The sequence below is a fragment of the Microvirga lotononidis genome, from assembly GCF_034627025.1.
GTDB classification, from domain to species: Bacteria; Pseudomonadota; Alphaproteobacteria; order Rhizobiales; family Beijerinckiaceae; genus Microvirga; species Microvirga lotononidis.
Genome location: NZ_CP141048.1, coordinates 248,749 through 266,429, shown reverse-complemented (window position 1 = coordinate 266,429; position 17,681 = coordinate 248,749). Strand labels below are relative to the sequence as shown.

The window sequence follows — 17,681 nt, the reverse complement described above, 5'->3', positions numbered from 1 at the left end:
CGACCGCCATGGTGACTGCATCCTCCATCACCTTTCTCGATCTCGCGCAGATCGAAGAACGCCTGAAAGGTCTCGATCTGGTCGGTCTGATGGAAGGGGCTTTCGCGGCCTTCTCCCGCGGCGAGGCCGTGGTGCCGGCACCCGGTGAGCTATTGCTCGAAGAACCGCCGGGAGAGGTGCACATCAAATATGGGTATCTGACCAGCGGCGATACCTATGTGATCAAGATCGCTTCGGGGTTCTGGAACAATCCCGCACGGGGCCTCAGCAGCAGCGACGGGCTGCTCCTCGTCTTCAGGAAGGACACGGGAGAGCTGGCGGCGGTGCTGAATGATCGCGGCCGGCTGACGGATCTGCGCACGGCCGCCGCCGGTGCCGTCGCGGCGAAGCACTTGGCGCCTGAGACGGTGGAACCCATCGGCGTGCTCGGGTGCGGCATCCAGGCGGAGCTTCAGGTGCAACTGCTGCAATCCGTCAGGCCCTGCCGCAATATCGTGGTCTGGGGGCGCAATCCTGAACGGGCTTCGGCCTATGCGCGACGGATGCAGGAGAAGGATTTCTCCGTCGAGGTCGCATCGTCGCCGGCAGAGGTCGCGTCCCGTTGTCGGTTGATCGTCACGGCGACCGCCAGCCCGTCGCCGCTGCTCGTATGGCGTGATCTCCAGCCCGGTACACACATCACTGCCATCGGTGCCGACAGTGCCGACAAGCAGGAGCTGGATGCATCGATCATCCACAATGCCGATATCGTCGTGACGGATAGCAGGGTTCAGGCTCAGTCAAGAGGCGAGCTCGGACATGCCTACGGGGGCGATCCGTCAGCCATGAATACCGTGGCCGAGATCGGTGAGATCGTCATGGGCAAGGCGAGAGGCCGTGAGACGGCGGACCAGATCACCGTTTCTGCATTCTCGGGGCTGGCCGTCCAGGATATCGCGATCGCGTCGGCCGTTCTGAAGCATTCGTGACGGATCCATCCCTATCAGGACGCCCGCTCGATCCGGTCGATCAGGGCATCGATGTCAGAGATCTTCCTGAGACGGCGCTTGCAGGTTCTGTCGAGATACCAGGCTCTGCCGATGCTGAAGCCGAGAAAGGGCAGAGCCCAGAGAAGGCTGACGGCATTCAGGAGAACGAGGCCGAGGAACGACAGAGAGAGGATCCAGGACTCGATGCGCCCGAAGCCCTCGGTGAGTTGGTTCTTCACCAGCAATTGCTGCCGCTCGATCAGAAGCTGAATCTTCGCGTGATCCATTCTGGACTTCTGCGAGACCGTGGACAGCGCGCCGCGCAGGGTTACGAGCGAATCTTTGATATCGTACAGGTGCGATGAGCGTTCCGGCGCATGCGGTTCGATTGCAACCGGCGCAAATGCTGCCGTGATATTGCGATAGAACGCGACCAGTGCGGGTGGCCGGTTGTCCTGCTCCGTCTGGAATTCGCCGTGCCGGAAGCTGTCCGTGATGCGGCTTCGGCTCCGCGCCGCGATGGTGACATCCGTGTTCCGGCCGCTCCGCTGGAAGGAAATGGCGACATGTTTGGCGATTGCCAATTCGAGTGCCGCTTCGGCCCGTTCCGTCGACATCATTGACTTCCTTCGCCTCTAGAGCTGTTTCCACTTACGCGAAATCAGCTCTCTTCTTTGTTTTTCGCATCTTTCCACGCAAAACCGGTTCCCACTTTTGCGTTCGATGCTATGGCGCATCGTGCGAACCCGAAGGGTCACGCCAGTGAAAAGTGGCCCCGGCTTTCGCTGACGCGGCCCTCCGGATCCGCCCCGGATGATGCGCTCTTCAACGAGTGGGACGTCGGACGGGGCCGCTCCACGTCGATAGTTTCCTCAAGGTGAAGGAACGTGGTTAACGGATGATTAATTGCCGGGCGAATTCCGTGCGCTGTCAGGAGGATACTCTCAAGGCCCCGACACTTTGCTTCGACGGCTCCTCAGCGTTGATCGTCCGGGAGCATGGCGGCGAGGTCCTGCAGGAACTTGATGGACGCGGGCGGTCGTCCTTCCTGTTCGGCGATCTTGATGATGTTGTTAAGGATATGGGCGATCTCGCTCAGCTTGGCGACGCGTCCCGCCGACAGGACGTGGAAGAAGGTCGAGAAGGCGACCACGATCGCCTGGTCGTGTTCTTCGAGCCTGCGGCATTGCTCCTTGAGCGCCTTGATGTCCCTTTCCTGGGCCGAGACGATGTCAACGAGAGTCAGCATCTGTTCGGCCAGGGTATCCACGGAAGCATTCATGTCGATTGAGCGTCCCAAGTCTTCGATGCCTGAGCGTGGCGGAGGAGTGAAATCGTCGGCAACGTGGTGCCGAAGCGATGCACTGACGGAATGGAGCGCCGATGATACGCGATCCGGTTCGTCCAGGCGAGCATAGACCTTCGTGGAAGTCTGCTGAGCAGGAGCGGCGTCCGGTTTGCCGCCGGCAATCCTGGCCCGGGCCCTCAGGCGGAGGAGGCGGGACGCAACTTGCTGCAAGAAGCTGCGCAACTTACCTCGAACATCGGAAATCACGGTTCTACGCCTGCTCCGCCAACTTGCACTCTTGTCTCCTAGGAGGAGGGCCTCCCTGACGGTAGCATGACTTCAGCACGAATGCTTCAGGAAGCTTCCTGTGAAACCGTGACGGTTATCCTCTGGCATAGAGCAGCCGTGCCCGGATGGTTCCATCAAGAGCACGGATCTCGTTGAGGGTTTCGCGGCTTTGCCCGGGGAGCCCTTCCGCTTCGATCACCACGTAGCCGATCTCGCCGTCCGTCTGCAGATGCTGGCCCGTGATGTTGAGGCCGCGCTGCGAGAAGACGTTGTTGAGGCGACCGAGAATGCCGGGCACGTTCCGGTGCACATGGATGTAGCGCGTCCCCGCTGCACGGGACGGCAGCTGAACCTGCGGGAAGTTGACCGCTCCGACGGTCGTGCCGACATCGGAGTATTCGACGAGCTTCTTCGCGACCTCGGCGCCGATGCGTTCCTGGGCCTCCTCCGTCGATCCGCCGATATGCGGTGTCAGAATAACGTTGGGCAGGCCTTGCAGCGGCGTGACGAACGGTTCCTTGTTCGAGGCGGGCTCGACGGGGAACACGTCCACGGCGCCACCGCGAAGATGGCCGCTCCGCAGGGCCTCGGCCAGCGCGTCGAGGTCGACGACCGTGCCGCGGCTGTTGTTGATGAGATAGGCGCCCTTCTTCATGGCTGCGATCTCGGCCTTGCCGATCATGCCATGGGTGGCCGGCGTCTCGGGAACGTGCAGGCTGACCACGTCGCTCTGGCCCAACAGGGCGTGCAGGCTGTCGGCGGGCTCCGTGTTGCCATGACGGAGCTTGTCCGTCTGGTCGAAGAAGATGACCCGCATGCCCATTGCCTCGGCCAGGTAGGAAAGCTGCGAGCCGATATTGCCGTAGCCGACGATGCCGAGGGTCTTGCCGCGGACCTCGTGGCTGTCGGCGGCGGATTTATCCCATTGCCCGGCATGAGCCGCCACGGATTTGGGGAAAGTCCGCCGCAGCAACATCACGATCTCGCCGATCACGAGCTCGGCCACGCTTCGGGTGTTGGAGAAGGGGGCGTTGAAGATCGGGATACCCGCCTGACGCGCGGCCTCCAGGTCCACCTGATTGGTGCCGACGCTGAAGCACCCGACGGCGATCAACCTGTTGGCCGCTTGCAGGACCTTGCCCGTCAGCTGCGTCCGCGAGCGAATGCCCAGCAGATGGACGCCCTGCAGGGCTTCGATCAGCTCGGCCTCGTCCAGGGCCGTCTTGAGATGGGTCAGGTTCGTGTAGCCGGCGCCTCTGATCAGTTCGACAGCACTGTCGTTCACGCCTTCGAGCAGGAGAACGCGGATCTTGTCTTTCTGAAGAGAGAACATCTCGGACATGTCAGCTCCAATTCGCCATGTGCCGGGATGGCATACCGCGCGGGAACGGGGGCGCAAGCCCCTTTCGGTGCATCGCGCCCATGTCCCAGAGGGCAGGGCAGCCCTCGGGTGGGCATTCCGGTACCTCCAATGCGCCGTCCCCACCAGGTCGGTCTGGACTATGATGAATCAATCCGGGTGCAGCGGCAGCCGGTCAAGGAGATGGGAGCCAGTGCCGGATGTACGCACGGCTCCCGTTTCTTTTAGAGCGCCCTCCGGTCGTCTCGACCTGAAAACCAGTCCGGATGGGGAGCCGCCGAGCCTGTCGTGCCGGAACGTGAGTCCACTTTGAAGCGCGATGCACTAGCTTTCCGTAAGGGCGGTGCCCGTTGCCTCGAACTTCACCAATCGGTTACCATGGCATGTCGCCGATAGAATCTGTCAAATCTGGCCGTCGGAGCGACCGAGGGACATTCCGTCATTCGAGTGGACTCCAATCTTTCTAGGCTATGAATGTTGTTTCATATCGACTACCCGTGCTGTTGCGCTCCTGATCGGTGCTCAAGACCGATCCGGCGGCCGGGTTACAGGATTTCGAATAACGAGAAGGCGCATGATTGCGGATGCTAAAGGGGACCATGAGCAAGACCATGTCGGCGATCCGCAGAAGACTGTAAGCGTGGACGATATTTCCCCAAGATCCGTTGCCGGCAGGCAGAAGAGGCTCGGAGTTCATCTGGACAATATCGGCCATGGATTCATCGTTCTCCTGCCGATAGCGATGGTGGTCGCCAATCGCTCCTCGCCATTGTTGCTGGCTTGCGCGGCCTTCTTCGTGCTTGCTTCACGCTTGGCCTCTGGTGCGATCGGATCCGATCGATCGCCGTTCAAGAATGTGCGACCGGGCGTCCTGCTCCTCGTGCTCTGCGGGATTGCCTATCCGCTGATCTCTCTCAGCTGGGCGATTGGTCCGGCTGTCGGCTTGTTTTCCTGGGGTGAGGCCGTGCTGCCTGCCGTGTCGAGCGCGGCCCTGATCATGAGCTGGCGTGCCGCTCCTCCGCCGCAATGGATGGCGAAAGCCCTCGCATGGACGATGCTGATCGCCGCAGGACTGATCGCAGTCGAGCTTCTGCTCAAATTCCCATTGAGACGATTTCTGCCCGAGCGCATTGGCGGTTTCATTCACAACAGGCCTGTGGTGACGATTTTGCTCCTGCTGGCGCCCGTTCTCGTTCTGGTCGATTTTCGCTCGCATCGCATGCTCTGCTCGGCGCTGCTGCTCATCGGTATAGGCACCATCTTCGTCTCCGACAGCGAGGCCGCAAAGCTCGGCTCGCTGGTTGCGGTGGGAACCTTTGCGCTGAGCTACGCCCCGTTCATCTGGGTCAAGCGGTTTCTGACGGTCGTCCTCCTCGGCCTGATCTGGATGCAGCCCTTTTTCGGGAGCGCCATGAGGAATTTGCCCGAATCCGTGGTCGAGGCGACCAAGGCCGGCCATTCGCGGGAGCGCATTGCCCTGTGGCAGGCGTTCAGCGACGTCACGCACCACTTCCCGGTCCTCGGAACAGGCTTCTCGTCCTCGCCGCACATGGCCCGCCATCCGGTCGCGGCGCAGATCGACCCTGCCTACCGTCCAATGCTCAGGGTCGGCCATCCTCATAACGCCTTCCTGCAGGTCTGGGTCGAACTGGGGGCCGTAGGCGCCCTGCTTCTGTCCGCTCTCGTCCTGTGGGTTCTGAGGTGCCTTTCGGGCGCACCGGAGGATGTCCGGCGGGTGGGCCTGATGACTCTTATGACGGCGAGCGCCATCGCCCTCGTCAGCCACGGCGCGTGGCAGGGGTGGTGGATTGCCGCCGTCACCCTCGCAGCCGCACTCCTGACCATCCGCCCCGTCCAGCCGAAACCTATGGAATGACGGCAGGCTGCTGGAAGGAGCTTCCTCCCGCAGTGTCAGGCTTGGCGGGATCCAACCCCAGGCGATCCGAGTTTGGCTTCAAACTGGACCGAATTGGCCCTCACGGATCGGAGACGGTCGCGCAGGGAGGGTTGCGACAGGGGGGGCGAGTGCCGCGAATTCTGACCTATAACGTGCACCGCTGTCTCGGGACGGATGGCCGGCTCTCCCCATCCCGGATCGCCGATGTGATCGCCGCTTACGAGCCGGATGTGGTTGCCCTTCAGGAACTCGACGTGGGGCGCCTGCGCACGGGCGGCATCGACCAGGCTCACGCGATCGCGCAGGCACTCGGGATGCAAGTGCATTTCCATGCCAGCCTGAAGGTGCTCGAGGAGGAATACGGCAACGCCATTCTGACCCACAGGCCCTCGCAGCTCGTGAAGGCGGAAGCGCTGCCGGGATGGGTGCGCAAGCCCGGCTTGGAGCCAAGGGGGGCCCTCTGGGCCTCTGTCCGGATCGGCGGCAGCGACGTTCAGGTGATCAACACCCATCTGGGTCTGCGCCGGCATGAGCGACTGGCCCAGATCGACACTTTGCTGGGGCCGCGATGGCTCGGGCACCAAGCCTGCCGGGACCCGGTGCTCCTGGTCGGCGATCTCAACGCCACGCCTCGGTCCAGGGCCTACCGTCGGCTGGCCTCGCACCTGTGCGACGCGCAGGCTCAGATCCGGCTTCCCCGGCCCAGGCCGACCTTTCCCTCCCGGTTGCCGATGTTGCGCATCGACCACGTCTTCGTCAGCCGCTCCGTGCGCGTCCTGCGGGTCGAGACCGTTCGGACGCCGCTTGCCCGCGTCGCCTCGGATCACCTGCCGCTCCTCGTCGAGTTTGAGATCGCCCAGGGCCTAGGGCACAGATCCGCCCTTGCTCATGCACAGGAATAAAAGTGGCGTGAGACGCCTTACGGATCGCAGGGCGTTCCACCGCGTTTAGCTCCTCGGAGCGAAGCCGTTTCAAGGGCTGGCTCATGCAGGACGAGGAGTGCGGATGCGGAACTGGAAATACGTGATTGCCGTGGCGGCCATCGGCCTTGCGGCGTTCCTTCTTTACCGCACCCTCAGCCGTTACAGCCTGGACCAGCTGGTCGCCGCCGTGACGGCCGTTCCCGGGCCACGGCTCCTGGGTGCCATGGGTTTCGCCGCCGCGAGCTACCTGTCCCTGACCCTCTTCGACTATCTCGCCCTGCATTACGTAAAGCGGCCATTGCCGTACCGACAGACAGCCCTGGCCTCGTTCACGGCCCTGTCCCTCGGGCACAATATCGGGTTGGCCGCCTTGAGCAGCGGGGCGGTCCGCTACCGCTTCTACGACCGCTGGGGCCTGAAAGCCGCCGAGGTCGCCAAGGTGATCGTCTTCTGCGGAATCACGGTCGGCTTGGGCCTTCTGGTTCTCGGGGGAGCGGCCCTCATGCTGCGCTCCGGGCTGGCGGTGGAGATCACGGGACTGACCCGGCCCGTCGTCCTTGCCCTAGGGGCCGGCTGCCTCGCGCTTCCCACCCTGTACCTGATCCTGGCGGCCTTCGTCCGAAAGCCCCTGACGATCCGGCGCTGGTCGCTTGAGATGCCTCCCCTCAGGCTTGCCATCGGGCAGGTCCTGGTCGGATCCGTCAACTTCGCCTTCGTGGCCGCCTGCCTTCACCAGACGCTCGCTGCCGTGGCCGACGTGGCTTATCCGGGGGTGGCATCGGTCTATGTGATCGCCAATGCGACGGCCCTGGTCAGCCATGTTCCCGGCGGTCTCGGGGTCATCGAGAGCGTCGTCATGTATCTGCTGCCGCAGGCCGACCTGATCGGGCCGCTTCTGGTGTTCCGGTTCGTCTATTTCCTCGTGCCGCTCGTCCTCGGCAGCATCCTGCTCGCGGTCACTGAACTCGTCTACCGGCGCAGGGCCGGGGCCTATGTGGCCGATGGCATCGGCGCGAATGCGTGACGCCTATTCCTTGCTGCGCTTGAACAGGGACAGGGGATCGAAGGGTTCGAGCGGATCGAGGAGCCCCGTGCCCGCCGCCGGGACGGCAGGACCGTCATCCGTCATGGCCTGGAAGGCGCGAAGGCCGCGGATGTTCGTGTTGAGCTCTTCGACGGCCGCGATGACGGAGCCGCCATGGGCATAGAGAGCCCGGTCGAACGTCTTGGGAGCCACGTCCAGATGCTCCGCGAGGAGGCGGTTGCGAAGGGCCACGATGGTCCGGCGCATCTCGTCCGTCGTAGCCTCGATGGCGGCGTCGCATTCGCTGTCGAGACCGATGGAGCGGTTGTTCAGGTTCGAGGAGCCGATGCGGACAAAGACGTCATCGACGATGATGAGCTTGGAATGGATCAGCACCTGGCATTCCCCGCCATTTCCGTTGGGAATGACCGGGTAATAGACCCGCAGGCGGCCATGATGGTCGCATCGGCGCAGGCGGCGGATCAGCCGGTCCCGGTTGGTGCCCATGACGAGCTCCTCGGCCCAGCCGTGGGATTCATGGGTCTGGACGACCACGACCTCGGGCCCGTCCGGATCGGCAAGACGCCGCTCCAGCACGTCGCCCACATAGGGTGCCGTCATGTACTGCGCCTCAATGTAGATCGTCTTCTTGGCGGCCGAGAGCGCATCCAGCGTGAGCGCCGCCGCCTCGTTGGCGGCAGGCTGCTCGCCCCAGGCCGGATAGGTGCGGGCGATGGCGACCGGTGCATGGCGGAAATCGGGAACGAGGCCGTCGGGCCAGGGGGGCGTTGCGCTCGGAGCCGGCGCGAGCTCTTCGCCGGTGGCGAATTTCCAGCGCCCGTAACCGACCTCGGCAATGGCCCGCGCCGCGTCGCCGTCCACCGCCATCTGGAGATCGTGAACGGGCTCGTAGATGGTCCCGTCGTCCTTCAGGCGGGTCGGGTCATCGCAGGCATGGCGGGAGGTGTCCCAACGCTCGACGGTCAGGTCCATGCCGCCGATGAAGGCCAGGCTGTCGTCGATGCAGACGATCTTCTGATGGTGGGCGGCATAGAGCGGGTGATGGGTGTCGAGCCTAAGCTGCAGGCGCGGATGGTCCTGCCAGTCGGCCCCGAAGATGAGAGGGCCCGGCGCGCCAGGCGCATGAACGACCGCGACGCTCCAGACGAGAATCCTCACCTCGAGGTCGGGCCACTCGTTGACGAGCGAGCGGAGCAGGGGACCGAGCTGCGGCGATTCCTCGATGCCGACATCGGGCCTGAGGCGAATGCTGCCGTCGAAATCCCATCCGATGATGAGAATCGAGCGGCGAGCCTTGCGCAGGGCGGCTTCGAGATTGGCGAAATAGGCGGCGCCGTCGATCAGGACGCTCGCCCGGTCGGCCTCGGCCACACGCCAGCAATTCTGCCCCGGGCGCAGGATCGGAGCCGCGGGAGGTTTCACCGCCGGAACCCTGTCGAGGGCCTGCCTGCTTGTCGCTTGTTCCAGAAGTTGCACGTCAGCCACGATCATGAACGGAGTAACTTCCCAACTCGGGACTGAAGCCAAGGTTCCGGTTGACGCAGCCAGGACACGCTCGCGGAAGGATCGCCGTGCGGCCGCACAGCCGGGCGAGGGCGCATCGAACGGCTCGATCGCGTCGCAAACGTCATCGCCGGATCGACGCTTTGGGGCGTGTCCCGGCTCGTCCACTTCAAGGCGCCGGAATCGTCGTGGTCGCCCGCGCTGAAAACTTCATCCCAATGCGCATCAAGTTCGGGCAAACATTTGCCGCAGATTCGGCGGGCGGCCGTTGCCATTCGCCGGAACTGCCTAATAATTTACACAGTTCAGTTTCCGATGAACGCGCAACCTTGCGACTGGGCGGTGATGCCAGTCCGCTTCGCGCGGCATCCGAGCGCGCACGGTATGAGGACAAAGGTTAGTCATGGACAAGCAAATCGAAGAACGAATCCGTGAAAGGGCATACGAGCTCTGGATGCGGCACGGGAGCATTCACGGCCGCGCCGATGAATATTGGTATCAGGCCGAGCAGGAAGTTCTCGGTGGGGGCAGCGAGACGGAAGGCACTAAGGCGCCGATCGTCGATCCGGCGCCATTGGGCATGACAAGCATGACGGCGGATGAAGAGCTCTCCAGCCCAGCGGCTCCGAAGACTCGCAGGAAGCGCAGTCCCGCGGCTGCTCCTGCGGCTGATGCAGCGCCCGGCGCGGACGGCGGCGAGGCGCCTCTCGCGGCGCCGAAGCGCAGGCGCACAACGCGTGCGACCTGAACGCGCGACATGACATGAGCCTTCGGCCGATGCGGCCGGAGGCTCAAGGGGCAAGAGGAAAACTGAGGCCGGTATCAACAAGCCAAGAACTTGCGGGCGGTTTCAGCGTCTATAAAGCGGGGCAGGTGGCTGCCGTTGATGTGAGGACCCGGTCTTGCCTAATTCCAGCGTTACGAATGCCCCTCTCGCCCGCCATGCGATGGCTTACATTCTCGCCGGCGGACGCGGCAGCCGCCTGATGGAGTTGACCGACATCCGCGCCAAGCCCGCCGTTTATTTCGGCGGCAATACGCGGATCATCGACTTCGCCCTATCCAACGCCCTGAACTCCGGCATCCGGCGCATCGGCGTGGCCACGCAGTACAAGGCGCACAGCCTCATCCGGCATCTCCAGCGAGGCTGGAACTTCTTCCGCGCCGAACGGAACGAGAGCTTCGACATCCTGCCCGCCAGCCAGCGCGTCTCCGAGACGATGTGGTACGAGGGCACGGCCGATGCGGTGTACCAGAACATCGACATCATCTCGAGCATCGACCCGGAATACATCATCATTCTTGCGGGCGACCACGTCTACAAGATGGATTACGAGATCATGCTGCGGCAGCACGTCGATTCAGGAGCCGACGTCACCGTCGGCTGCCTCGAGGTGCCGCGTATGGAGGCGGTTGGTTTCGGGGTGATGGCCGTCGACGAGACGGACCGCATCATCTCGTTCCTGGAAAAGCCCGCCGATCCTCCGGGCATGCCCGACAAGCCTCACATGGCGCTGGCCAGCATGGGCATCTACGTCTTCAACACCCGGTTCCTGTTCGAGCAGTTGCGCCGCGACGCGGAAACGCCCGGCTCGAACCGGGATTTCGGCAAGGACATCATCCCCTATCTGGTGCAGTACGGGAAAGCCGTGGCCCATCGCTTCACCAGTTCCTGCGTCCGTTCGGGCGCCGAGGCCGGGGGGAGCGACGCGGAAGCCTATTGGCGCGATGTGGGAACGGTCGACGCCTACTGGGAGGCCAACATCGATCTCACGGCCATCGTCCCGTCGCTCGATCTCTACGATCGCGACTGGCCGATCTCGACCTTCTCTGAGACATGGCCGCCGGCGAAATTCGTTCACGACGAGGACGGACGCCGTGGGCACGCGATCAATTCGCTGGTTTCCAGCGGCTGCATCGTATCCGGCGCGGCCCTGCGACGGTCCCTCGTATTCACGGCGGTGCATCTGCATTCCCATGCCGATGTGGAGGGCGCGGTCATTCTTCCCTTCGTGGAAATCGGTCGCGGCGCACGGCTGCGAAACGTGGTCATCGACCGCGGTGTCCGCATCCCCGATGGATTGGTGGTGGGCGAGGATCCCGAGTTGGATGCCCGACGCTTCCGGCGCACCGAGAAAGGCGTCAGCCTCATCACCAAGCCGATGATCGAGAGATTGGCGGAATGAGGCCTCTGAACGTTCTGTCGGTCGCGTCAGAGGTCTTTCCCATCATCAAGACAGGCGGGTTGGCCGATGTGGCCGGCGCTCTGCCGTCCGCGCTTGCGGAGGAGGGCGTGACGGTCGTCACGCTCATGCCGGGTTATCCCGCGGTGCTCAACGCCCTGGAGAACGCGGAGACCCTGCATCAATATCCCGCCTTCTTCGGCGGAACGGCGCGGCTCCTGTCCGGCCGGGCAGGGGGCCTCGACCTCTTCGTCATCGACGCGCCCCATCTCTTCGAACGCCCCGGCTCACCCTATCTCGCGCCGAACGGGCGCGACTGGCCGGACAATGCCCGGCGCTTCGCCGCGCTCGGACGGGCGGCTGCCGATATCGGACAGGGGCTGGTCCCCGGATTCATTCCCGATATCGTGCACGCCCATGACTGGCAGGCGGCTCTCGTTCCCGTTTACCTGAGCCTCACCGGCCAGCCGCGCCCCGGCACGGTCGTCACCATTCACAACATCGCCTTTCAAGGAATCTTTCCGGCGGATCTCCTGTTCGAACTCGGCCTGCCGGCCAGCATCTTCACGGTGGACGGCGTCGAGTATTACGGACAGATCGGCTTCCTGAAGGGCGGCCTGCAGCTGGCCGATCGCATCACCACCGTATCGCCGACCTACGCCAAGGAGATCCAGACGCCCGAGGGCGGGATGGCACTCGATGGGTTGCTGCGCGCAAGGTCCGGCATCGTGTCCGGCATCCTCAACGGCATCGACGACAAGGTGTGGGATCCGGCAACGGACCAGCACCTGGCGCTCACCTATGATCGCGGCAGCCTCGAGCGACGGGCTGCCAACAAACGGGCGCTCCAGGATCGGCTGGGATTGAAGCCCGATCCCGACGCGCTCCTGTTCGGCGTCGTCAGCCGCCTGTCGGAGCAGAAGGGGCTCGACCTCGTGCTCGCGGGTCTCTCACGTCTGCTCTCCGAGGGCGCGCAGCTGGCTCTGCTGGGCGCCGGGGATCGCACCCTGGAGGAGAGTTTCCAGACGGCGCGCGTCGTCTATCCGGGCCAAGTCGGATGCGTCATCGGCTACGACGAGAAGCTGGCTCATCAGATCCAGGGAGGAAGCGACGCGCTTCTCGTGCCTTCGCGGTTCGAGCCCTGCGGCCTGACTCAGCTCTGCGCCATGCGCTACGGGAGCATTCCGGTCGTCTCTCGCGTGGGGGGATTGGCCGACACGATCATCGACGCCAACGAGATGGCCATTGCCAACGGGGCCGCGACGGGTTTCCAGTTCGGACCCGTCACGTTCGGCGCAGCCCTGGATGCGATCGACCGGGTGAAGCATCTGTGGCGCGACAAGGATGCTTGGCACCGGCTCCAGGCGAACGGCATGGGAGCCGACCTGAGCTGGCATCGCCCGGCGCGGCAATACGCCGATCTGTATCGCAGCCTTCGAGCCGTGTAGGCGAGAGACTGATAGGTTCTTCGTTCGTGGAGCGCAGGTTCACCTCGCCCCGGTGAGGGAGGTCGAGCGCAGCGAGGGTGAGGGGGAGAGCGCTCTCCGGATAGACCCGTAACCCCTCACCTGCGCCTGAAGGCGCGACCTCTCCCTCAGGGAGAGGTGAAACAGCGCTCTTCCTTCATGAGCCAGCCTTTGAGGAAAGCGCCTGTCACGCGCCCCTCTTCTTCTCCGCCTTCCGCTGCTTCTCGGGCTTCAGCTGGAACAGAAGCAGGGAATGGGCCGTCACGGTGTATTCCTTGCCGAACCTGAATTCGGTAGGCGCCTCCAGATCCGGCTGGTTGGTGTCGATGTGGCACATCCAGGCCTCGCCGCCCACCACCTCGGGCAACGTGCACTTCACCACGTCGTGGTGCGCGTTGAGGATCAGCAGCAGGGTCACGTCCGTGCCGCGTCGGCGGATGCCGGTCGGCTGGGCGCGGCCGTCGAGCAGGATGCTGATGCAGCGGGCGTTCGGGTCCTGCCAATGCTCCGGAGTCATCTCGTCCCCGGCGGGCGTGAGCCACGTCACGTCCTTGACGTCGAGCTCCTCGTTGTAGACGCCGGACAGGAACCGTCCTCTGCGCAGGATCGGCAGGTCCTGGCGCAGCTGGATCAGCTTGCGGGTGAATTCGAGCAGCTCGATGCCGTCGTCGTCGATCCCCTCCCAGTCGATCCAGGAAATTTCGTTGTCTTGGCAATAGGCATTGTTGTTGCCCTGCTGCGAGCGGGCGAATTCGTCGCCTGCGAGCAGCATCGGCGTTCCCTGCGAGAACAGCAGGGTGGCGAGCATGTTGCGCATCTGCCGCAGCCGGAGAGCGCGGATGTCCGGATCGTCCGTCGGCCCCTCGACGCCGTAATTGGAAGACAGGTTGTGGTCGTGCCCGTCCTTGTTGTCCTCGCCGTTCGCCTCGTTGTGCTTGTCGTTGTAGGAGACGAGATCGTGCAGCGTGAAGCCGTCGTGGGCGGTGATGAAATTCACCGACGCCCACGGCCTGCGTCCGCGCTTGTTGAAGATGTCGGCCGATGCGGTGAGGCGCGAGGCGAGTTCGGGAAGCTTTCCTTCCTCGCCCTTCCAATAGGCGCGCACCGTATCGCGATACCGGTCGTTCCATTCCGCCCATCCTGGCGAGAAACGCCCGACCTGATACCCGCCGGGGCCACAATCCCAGGGTTCGGCAATGAGCTTGACCTGGCTCAGGGCCGGATCCTGGCGGCAGGCGTCGAGAAAGCGCCCGTCCTCCTCGAAGCCGTGCGGCTCCCGCCCCAGGATCGTCGCGAGATCGAAGCGGAAACCGTCGATCTTCACCTCCTGGGCCCAGTAGCGCAGGGAGTCCGTCACCATCTGCAGCACGCGGGAGTGGCTGAGATTGACCGTGTTCCCGGTTCCGGTGTCGTTGATGTAATAGCGCTTGTCGGGCGCGAGCCGGTAATAGGATGCGTTGTCGATGCCCTTGAAGGACAGGGTCGGTCCGAGCTCGTTGCCCTCGGCGGTGTGGTTGTAGACCACGTCGAGGATGACCTCGATCCCGGCGTCGTGAAGGTGGCTCACCATCTCCTTCACTTCGTTCACGAAGGGCGTCGCCAGATAACGCGGCTGCGGCGCGAAGAAGCCGATCGAGTTGTAGCCCCAGTAGTTCCGCAATCCCTTGTCGATGAGATAGCTGTCGTCAACGAAGGCATGGATGGGAAGCAGTTCGACGGCGGTGACGCCGAGGTTGCGGATGTATTCAATCACCTCATGCTGCATCAGGCCCGAGAAGGTCCCCCGCAGCTCGCGCGGGACGGCCGGATGCTGCATGGTGAAGCCGCGCAGATGCGTCTCGTAGACGATCGTGCGCTCCCACGGAATCTGCGGCCGGCGTCCACGGCCCCAGGTGAAGGCCGATTCCACGACCCGGCATTTGGGCATGAACCGCGCGCTGTCCCGCTTGTCGAAGGACAGGTCGGCATCCGGCGAGCCGATGGTGTAGCCGAACAGGGCCGGGTCCCAGGTCAGGTCGCCGATGAGCTGGCGGGCGTATGGGTCGAGCAGGAGCTTGTTCGGGTTGAAGCGGTGGCCTTCCTTCGGGTCGTAGGGACCATGGACGCGATAGCCGTAGGTGGTGCCGGGACGCGCATCGGGCAGGTAGCCGTGCCAGACCTCGTCGGTGTATTCCGGCAGCTCCACCCGTTCGAGCTCCGTGACGCCGTCCAGATCGAACAGGCACAGCTCGACCTTGGTGGCGTTGGCGGAGAAGATGGCGAAATTGACCCCCAGTCCATCCCAGGTCGCTCCGAGGGGATATGGCAGTCCTTCGCGTACACGGGACGTGCGCCTCACATTCGGGGCGACGATCTGAGCTGCGGAGAGCTCACGGGTATCGACTTTGTCGTTCATCGAGGATCTCGGAAAACAAGCGGAGCAAAACGTTCATTTCATCAACGCGCGAGCCCGGATGAGGTCCCGCGCAAGCGGAACTATATGTTGGGTCCGGAGCCTTCGTGATCGAGGACGAGAATGAGCGTCGCGAGAGGCGGAATCGTCAAGGTCAGGGAGCAGGGCCGGCCATGGCTCGGGACGTCCTCGGCCACGACCCCTCCGAGATTGCCCACGTTGCTTCCGCCATACTGGCCCGCATCGGTATTGACCGCTTCACGGTAGAACCCCGGCAGCGGAACGCCGATGCGGTACGCCTCCCGCACGACCGGCGTGAAGTTCGACACCACGATGGCGACCGAGGTCTCGTCGTCGCCGCGACGCAACCAGGCGATGACGCTGTTGTCGCGGTCGTCGGAGACCAGCCATTCGAATCCCCTCGCCTCGCAATCGCGTTCGTGGAGGGCGGGAATGGACTGGTAGGCGTGGTTGAGGTCTCTGACCAGCGACTGCACGCCCTTGTGGTAGGAGCTGTCAAGGAGATGCCAGTCGAGGCTCTCGTCGTGGTTCCATTCCCGCTCCTGCGCGATTTCTCCGCCCATGAACAGGAGCTTCTTGCCCGGATGTCCCCACATGAATCCGAAATAGGCGCGCAGATTGGCGAAACGCTGCCATTGATCGCCCGGCATCTTGCCGAGGAGCGATCCCTTGCCGTGAACCACCTCGTCATGGCTCAGGGGCAGAATGAAATTCTCGGAGAAGGCGTAGAGCAGCCCGAAGGTGAGATCGTGATGATGGTACTGGCGGAAGACGGGATCCTTGCTGATGTAGCGCAAGGTATCGTGCATCCAGCCCATGTTCCATTTGAACCCGAAGCCGAGGCCGCCGGTATAGGTCGGCTGGGATACGCCCGGCCAAGCGGTCGATTCCTCCGCGATGGTGATGGCGCCCGGCGAGGTGGCATAAGCGACCTCGTTCATCTTGCGGATGAAATCGATCGCGCCGAGATTCTCGTTGCCGCCGTAGCGGTTGGGAATCCACTCTCCGGCCTTTCGCGAGTAGTCGAGGTAGAGCATCGAGGCGACTGCATCGACGCGCAATCCGTCGAGATGGTACCGCTCCAGCCAGAAGCGGGCATTCGCCACGAGGAAGCTCATCACCTCCCGGCGCTCGAAATTGTAGATATAGGTGCCCCAATCCTGATGGAATCCCAGCCGCGGATCGGCATGTTCGTAGAGATGCGTACCGTCGAAATAGGACAATCCGTGCGGATCGTTCGGGAAATGCGCCGGCACCCAGTCGAGGATGACGCCGATGCCGGCCGCGTGCGCCGCTTCCACGAAAGCGGCGAAATCCTCCGGCGTGCCGAACCGGCTCGTCGGCGCATATACCGAGATCGGCTGATAGCCCCATGAACCGTCGAACGGATATTCCGTGATCGGCAGAAGCTCGATATGCGTGAAGCCGAGATCCTTCACATAAGGAATGAGCCGCACGGCCAATTCGCGATAGGTCAGATAGCGGTTGCCTTCTTCGGGGACGCGCGACCATGAGCCCAGATGGCACTCGTAGATCGACATCGGCGCCTTGCGGTGGTTTTCACCGGCGCGCGACTTCATCCACTCCGAATCCTGCCAGTCGAAGCTGGGAGCGCTCTTGAGGATGGAGGCCGTTTCCGGCGGATGTTCCGCGGCAAAGGCGATGGGGTCGGCTTTCAGCGCGAGGAGGTTGCCGTGCAGGCCGATGATCTCGAACTTGTAGCGCTGCTCCGGCGCGATGTCAGGAATGAACAGCTCCCAGATCCCGCCTTCGTGACGGCGGCGCATGAGGTGGCAGCGACCGTCCCAGGAATTGAAGTCGCCCACCACGCTGACCCGGCGGGCATTGGGCGCCCAGACGGTGAACAGGAAACCTTGAATGCCTCCGAGGTCCAGAAAATGCGCCCCGAGCTTCGTATAGACCGCATCGCTCGTCGGATCGCCGATCCGCACCAGATCGTCGTGGGACAGGAAGGTGCCGAAGCTGTAGGGGTCGTGTCGGATTTCCACGATGCTGTGCCGCTCGATCCGCAGCCTGTAATCGGGCCGCTCGGAGGCATGGAACGAGGCGACGAGAAGGCCGTCCGGAGGCATCCGCTCCATCGGAGCCAGAACGGTCTGTCCATCGCGGTCGAGCACCGTCACGGCGTCGACATCCGGAACGATGGCGCGGATCTCCCATTGGCCGGGTGAAATCTCGTGGGGCCCGAGAACGGAGAAGGGATCGCCCGAATTGACGATCTCGGCAACCGATGGCGGTTCGGCCGGGCGCGGCGATGCGCTCTGCGATCCACGACGGTGCTGATCCATTCGGTCGTCCCCCTTCATCTGCTGTCCCTTGGGCGCTC

General features: G+C 63.6%; 13 protein-coding genes. 7 read left to right on the top strand and 6 right to left on the bottom strand.

Annotation, left to right across the window (positions count from 1 at the left end; genetic code table 11):
- Positions 1 to 8: 8 nt before the first annotated feature.
- The gene (locus U0023_RS01250; RefSeq protein WP_009764180.1) at positions 9 to 968 is read left to right on the top strand and encodes a Rossmann-fold NAD(P)-binding domain-containing protein; all 960 of its coding nucleotides are present in this window, start codon (positions 9 to 11) and stop codon (positions 966 to 968) included.
- Between the two features lie 14 nt (positions 969 to 982).
- Here U0023_RS01250 and U0023_RS01245 read toward each other — a convergent pair whose 3' ends face one another.
- The 3 genes from U0023_RS01245 to serA all read right to left on the bottom strand — a co-directional run bounded on the left by U0023_RS01245 (position 983) and on the right by serA (position 3,886).
- Entirely contained in the window at positions 983 to 1,588 is a 606-nt protein-coding gene (locus tag U0023_RS01245) for a hypothetical protein (RefSeq protein WP_009764181.1), read from the bottom strand.
- Positions 1,589 to 1,944: 356 nt separating this feature from the next.
- Positions 1,945 to 2,250: a hypothetical protein gene (locus tag U0023_RS01240; RefSeq protein ID WP_154661152.1), complete on the bottom strand. Its 306-nt coding sequence runs from the start codon at positions 2,248 to 2,250 to the stop codon at positions 1,945 to 1,947.
- A 388-nt stretch (positions 2,251 to 2,638) separates the two neighbouring features.
- Entirely contained in the window at positions 2,639 to 3,886 is a 1,248-nt protein-coding gene (gene serA / locus U0023_RS01235; RefSeq protein WP_009764183.1) for a phosphoglycerate dehydrogenase, read from the bottom strand.
- Positions 3,887 to 4,478: 592 nt separating this feature from the next.
- On the opposite strand from serA, the gene U0023_RS01230 reads away from it, so the two are divergent.
- The 3 genes from U0023_RS01230 (at position 4,479) to U0023_RS01220 (ending at position 7,748) form a co-directional block, all read left to right on the top strand.
- The gene (locus tag U0023_RS01230; RefSeq protein WP_009764184.1) at positions 4,479 to 5,780 is read left to right on the top strand and encodes an O-antigen ligase family protein; all 1,302 of its coding nucleotides are present in this window, start codon (positions 4,479 to 4,481) and stop codon (positions 5,778 to 5,780) included.
- 149 nt (positions 5,781 to 5,929) lie between these two features.
- Positions 5,930 to 6,703: an endonuclease/exonuclease/phosphatase family protein gene (locus U0023_RS01225; RefSeq protein ID WP_040638756.1), complete on the top strand. Its 774-nt coding sequence runs from the start codon at positions 5,930 to 5,932 to the stop codon at positions 6,701 to 6,703.
- 103 nt (positions 6,704 to 6,806) lie between these two features.
- The gene (locus U0023_RS01220) at positions 6,807 to 7,748 is read left to right on the top strand and encodes a putative bifunctional lysylphosphatidylglycerol flippase/synthetase (RefSeq protein WP_009764186.1); all 942 of its coding nucleotides are present in this window, start codon (positions 6,807 to 6,809) and stop codon (positions 7,746 to 7,748) included.
- A gap of 3 nt (positions 7,749 to 7,751) precedes the next feature.
- Here U0023_RS01220 and U0023_RS01215 read toward each other — a convergent pair whose 3' ends face one another.
- The gene (locus tag U0023_RS01215) at positions 7,752 to 9,260 is read right to left on the bottom strand and encodes a phospholipase D-like domain-containing protein (protein WP_009764187.1); all 1,509 of its coding nucleotides are present in this window, start codon (positions 9,258 to 9,260) and stop codon (positions 7,752 to 7,754) included.
- Positions 9,261 to 9,675: 415 nt separating this feature from the next.
- On the opposite strand from U0023_RS01215, the gene U0023_RS01210 reads away from it, so the two are divergent.
- From U0023_RS01210 to glgA, 3 genes are all read left to right on the top strand, one after another.
- Positions 9,676 to 10,020: a DUF2934 domain-containing protein gene (locus tag U0023_RS01210; protein ID WP_009764188.1), complete on the top strand. Its 345-nt coding sequence runs from the start codon at positions 9,676 to 9,678 to the stop codon at positions 10,018 to 10,020.
- 154 nt (positions 10,021 to 10,174) lie between these two features.
- On the top strand, positions 10,175 to 11,458 hold the full coding sequence (glgC, locus tag U0023_RS01205; RefSeq protein ID WP_009764189.1) for a glucose-1-phosphate adenylyltransferase: 1,284 nt from the start codon (positions 10,175 to 10,177) through the stop codon (positions 11,456 to 11,458).
- Positions 11,455 to 12,903, top strand: a complete 1,449-nt coding sequence (gene glgA / locus U0023_RS01200; protein WP_009764190.1) for a glycogen synthase GlgA — start codon at positions 11,455 to 11,457, stop codon at positions 12,901 to 12,903. The genes glgC and glgA overlap by 4 nt, the downstream gene beginning before the upstream one ends.
- 205 nt (positions 12,904 to 13,108) lie before the next feature.
- Here glgA and glgX read toward each other — a convergent pair whose 3' ends face one another.
- Positions 13,109 to 15,316, bottom strand: a complete 2,208-nt coding sequence (glgX, locus tag U0023_RS01195; protein ID WP_009764191.1) for a glycogen debranching protein GlgX — start codon at positions 15,314 to 15,316, stop codon at positions 13,109 to 13,111.
- Between the two features lie 80 nt (positions 15,317 to 15,396).
- Entirely contained in the window at positions 15,397 to 17,661 is a 2,265-nt protein-coding gene (gene glgB, locus U0023_RS01190; RefSeq protein WP_154661153.1) for a 1,4-alpha-glucan branching protein GlgB, read from the bottom strand.
- Positions 17,662 to 17,681 lie beyond the last annotated feature (20 nt).

Excerpts from the sequence above, each read along its gene's own strand:
- U0023_RS01250 (WP_009764180.1), top strand. The coding sequence starts at position 9 with ATGGTGACTGCATCCTCCATCACCTTTCTCGATCTCGCGCAGATCGAA.
- U0023_RS01245 (WP_009764181.1), bottom strand. The coding sequence starts at position 1,588 with ATGATGTCGACGGAACGGGCCGAAGCGGCACTCGAATTGGCAATCGCC.
- U0023_RS01240 (WP_154661152.1), bottom strand. The coding sequence starts at position 2,250 with ATGAATGCTTCCGTGGATACCCTGGCCGAACAGATGCTGACTCTCGTT.
- serA (WP_009764183.1), bottom strand. The coding sequence starts at position 3,886 with ATGTCCGAGATGTTCTCTCTTCAGAAAGACAAGATCCGCGTTCTCCTG.
- U0023_RS01230 (WP_009764184.1), top strand. The coding sequence starts at position 4,479 with ATGATTGCGGATGCTAAAGGGGACCATGAGCAAGACCATGTCGGCGAT.
- U0023_RS01220 (WP_009764186.1), top strand. The coding sequence starts at position 6,807 with ATGCGGAACTGGAAATACGTGATTGCCGTGGCGGCCATCGGCCTTGCG.
- U0023_RS01215 (WP_009764187.1), bottom strand. The coding sequence starts at position 9,260 with ATGATCGTGGCTGACGTGCAACTTCTGGAACAAGCGACAAGCAGGCAG.
- U0023_RS01210 (WP_009764188.1), top strand. The coding sequence starts at position 9,676 with ATGGACAAGCAAATCGAAGAACGAATCCGTGAAAGGGCATACGAGCTC.
- glgA (WP_009764190.1), top strand. The coding sequence starts at position 11,455 with ATGAGGCCTCTGAACGTTCTGTCGGTCGCGTCAGAGGTCTTTCCCATC.
- glgX (WP_009764191.1), bottom strand. The coding sequence starts at position 15,316 with ATGAACGACAAAGTCGATACCCGTGAGCTCTCCGCAGCTCAGATCGTC.
- glgB (WP_154661153.1), bottom strand. The coding sequence starts at position 17,661 with ATGAAGGGGGACGACCGAATGGATCAGCACCGTCGTGGATCGCAGAGC.